Genomic DNA, 2,878 nt, shown 5'->3' with positions numbered 1-2,878 from the left:
GCGGGCTAGTGCGGCAGCGTCGCCGGGTTCCCCCCGTTCGCCTCGTATCCCGCCACCGCCAGCGCTCGGTACACCGCGTACTCCGCCGCCGGGTCCCCGGACAGCGTCCACGGCACCGCGCCCACGAAGCCGTCCAGGTGGGCGAACTGGTCCATCGCCTCCGACCAGCGCTCCGCGCGCACCAGGAAGAACGCCAGCAGATGGCGGACGTGGGCCAGGACCGGGTCGTCGGCGCGCGCCTGGTGGACCGCGTGCAGGGCGCCCTCCAGGGCCCGGCTGACCACCTGCGTGCGGTGGAAGTCCGTGACCAGCACGATGTCGGGCATGTGCTCGTACACCGCGAAGAGCGGCAGGGCGGCCAGCAGCGAGCCGTGCGGCGCCCGCGCCGCCGCCGACGTCGCGAACTCGTCCGCCAGCGCGCGCGAGCCGTGCCACTTCTCGCACCAGTAGTGCAGGGCCGCCAGATGCGCCCCCATGTGGGCCGGGGCGCGGTCGATCACCTTCGCCCACAGCTCCTCGAACTCGGGCTGCGGGTAGGCCAGCCCGCGCGCCACCGCCAGCTCCGTGAGGTACGGGACCGGGTCGCCGGGGGCCAGCAGCGCCGCCTCCGCGCAGACCGCGCGCGCCTCCTCCAGGATGATGCGGAAGTCGTCCTGGCCGGCCGACGAGGAGCGCCACGCCTGCTGGACCAGGAACTCCGCGTGCACCTGCGCGGCGCCCGCGTCCTTGGGCGCCTCCGAGCGCCACTTGCGCAGCCAGGCGCCGCCCACGCCGGGGCGCTGGGCCAGTTCGAGCGAGGCCGCGCCCGCGAAGGCCTGGACGCGCTGCCAGCGCAGCTCGCCCTCCTTCGGCGTGCCCGCCAGCAGCTGTGACGCCGCCCGCCAGTCCTGGGTGGCCTGCACCACGTCCAGCACGTCCAGGAGGTCCTGGTCCGGGCCGGGCAGCCGCACGTCCAGCTCCTCCTGGCGCGCGAAGCCGTACGCCGCGGGGTCCGCCGCGTCCGGCTCGCCCGGTTCGGCCAGCTGGATGCCGGCCCGGCGGCGCCGCATCGCCCACGGGCCCAGGGCCATCGTCAGCATGCACGCGGCGATCAGGATCCAGAGAATCTCCATGCCTCAAGCGAACCAGACCCCACCGACATCTGGCCAACCCGTACCCCGGCCTGTGGACAACCCGGCCGGACCCGGTCTCACGAAACCGCGACCCGGGTCTCACGAACCGGCGACCGACCCCGTCTCCGCCACCGGCGAACTACGCTCTGGACCATGAGCCACGAGCACCTCGACAAGAGCTTCGAGACCATCGCGATCCACGCCGGCAACACCGCGGATCCGCTGACCGGCGCCGTCGTCCCCCCGATCTACCAGGTCTCCACCTACAAGCAGGACGGTGTCGGCGGACTGCGCGGCGGCTACGAGTACAGTCGCAGCGCCAACCCCACGCGCACCGCCCTCGAAGAGAACCTGGCGGCCCTGGAGGGCGGTGTCCGCGGGCTCGCCTTCGCCTCCGGCCTCGCCGCCGAGGACTGCCTGCTGCGTACGCTGCTGGCCCCCGGTGACCACGTGGTGATCCCCAACGACGCGTACGGCGGTACGTTCCGCCTCTTCGCCAAGGTGGTCTCCCGCTGGGGTGTGGAGTGGTCGGTCGCCGACACCTCCGACCCGGCGTCGGTACGGGCCGCGGTCACCGACCGTACGAAGGCGATCTGGGTCGAGACGCCGTCGAACCCGCTGCTCGGCATCACCGACATCGCGGCGGTCGCGGCCGTCGCCAAGGACACCGGCGCCAAGCTGGTCGTCGACAACACCTTCGCCAGCCCCTACCTCCAGCAGCCGCTGGCGCTCGGCGCGGACGTCGTCGTGCACTCCCTGACGAAGTACATGGGCGGCCACTCCGACGTCGTGGGCGGCGCCCTCGTCACCAACTCCGCCGAACTGGGCGAGGAGTTGGCGTACCACCAGAACGCGATGGGCGCGGTCGCCGGGCCGTTCGACTCCTGGCTGGTGCTGCGCGGCATCAAGACGCTGGCCGTGCGCATGGACCGGCACAGCGAGAACGCCGAGAAGATCGCGGAGATGCTGACCCGCCACCCCAAGGTGTCGCAGGTCCTCTACCCCGGGCTGCCCGAGCACCCCGGCCACGAGGTCGCGGCCAAGCAGATGCGCGCCTTCGGCGGCATGATCTCCTTCCGGGTCACGGGCGCCGAGCAGGAGGCGGTCGACCTGTGCGCCCGCACCAAGGTCTTCACGCTGGGCGAGTCGCTGGGCGGGGTGGAGTCGCTGATCGAGCACCCGGGCCGGATGACGCACGCCAGCGTCGCCGGGTCCGCCTTGGAGGTGCCGGGTGACCTGGTGCGCCTCTCGGTCGGCATCGAGAACATCGACGACCTGCTGGCCGACCTCCAGCAGGCGCTGGGCTGACGGCTCCCGCGCCCGAGGCGGCCCCGGAGCCCGGCTCCGGGGCCGCCCGCGCGCGGGGACGTCTGCGCGCGCGCCGGGCCGCCGTCGGGACGGCGCCGTCTACGCGCGCGGGGGCGTCGTTCGCCGACGGCCGTCGGACGGGGCGCGCCTCGTAGCGGGCCCGCCACGCCCACGCGAAGCCCCCTTCAGAACCCCTCCACCGGTGGCGCCACCGTCGACGGCGGCGCCACCCACGGATGCACGCGCCACGCCCACACCGTGAAGACGACCGCCGCCGCCACGATCACCAGCCACATCAGCCGCCGCGCGACCCGGCGCCGGCGCAGCAGACGGCGGCCCGACTCGGCGGCGCGCTGGGCGAGTTCGGGCGGGACGGTCGGATGCGGCCCCTCCAGGAGGCGCCGGACCTCCGCCTCCTTGCGGTCCGGCAGGCTCATGACGGCCCCCTGCCCCGGAAC

At 74.0% G+C, this 2,878-nt stretch carries 3 protein-coding genes; 1 reads left to right on the top strand and 2 read right to left on the bottom strand.

The features are described 5' to 3' along the window. Nucleotides 1-5: 5 nt before the first annotated feature. Nucleotides 6-1,112: a hypothetical protein gene (locus ACJA3G_RS34355; protein WP_406556949.1), complete on the bottom strand. Its 1,107-nt coding sequence runs from the start codon at nt 1,110-1,112 to the stop codon at nt 6-8. Between the two features lie 153 nt (nt 1,113-1,265). Here ACJA3G_RS34355 and ACJA3G_RS34350 point away from each other — a divergent pair, with 153 nt between their 5' ends. Continuing rightward, entirely contained in the window at nt 1,266-2,420 is a 1,155-nt protein-coding gene (locus ACJA3G_RS34350; RefSeq protein ID WP_406556948.1) for a cystathionine gamma-synthase, read from the top strand. Between the two features lie 185 nt (nt 2,421-2,605). Here ACJA3G_RS34350 and ACJA3G_RS34345 read toward each other — a convergent pair. Then, on the bottom strand, nt 2,606-2,878 hold a 273-nt coding region (locus ACJA3G_RS34345), incomplete at its 5' end, for a hypothetical protein (RefSeq protein WP_406556947.1).

Source organism: Streptomyces sp. YS-3, assembly GCF_045257485.1.
Classification (GTDB): Bacteria; Actinomycetota; Actinomycetes; order Streptomycetales; family Streptomycetaceae; genus Streptomyces.
This window is presented reverse-complemented; position numbering and strand designations above follow the sequence as displayed.

Coding starts and splice junctions, on each gene's coding strand:
- ACJA3G_RS34350 (WP_406556948.1), top strand. CDS start 1,266: ATGAGCCACGAGCACCTCGACAAGAGCTTCGAGACCATCGCGATCCAC.
- ACJA3G_RS34355 (WP_406556949.1), bottom strand. CDS start 1,112: ATGGAGATTCTCTGGATCCTGATCGCCGCGTGCATGCTGACGATGGCC.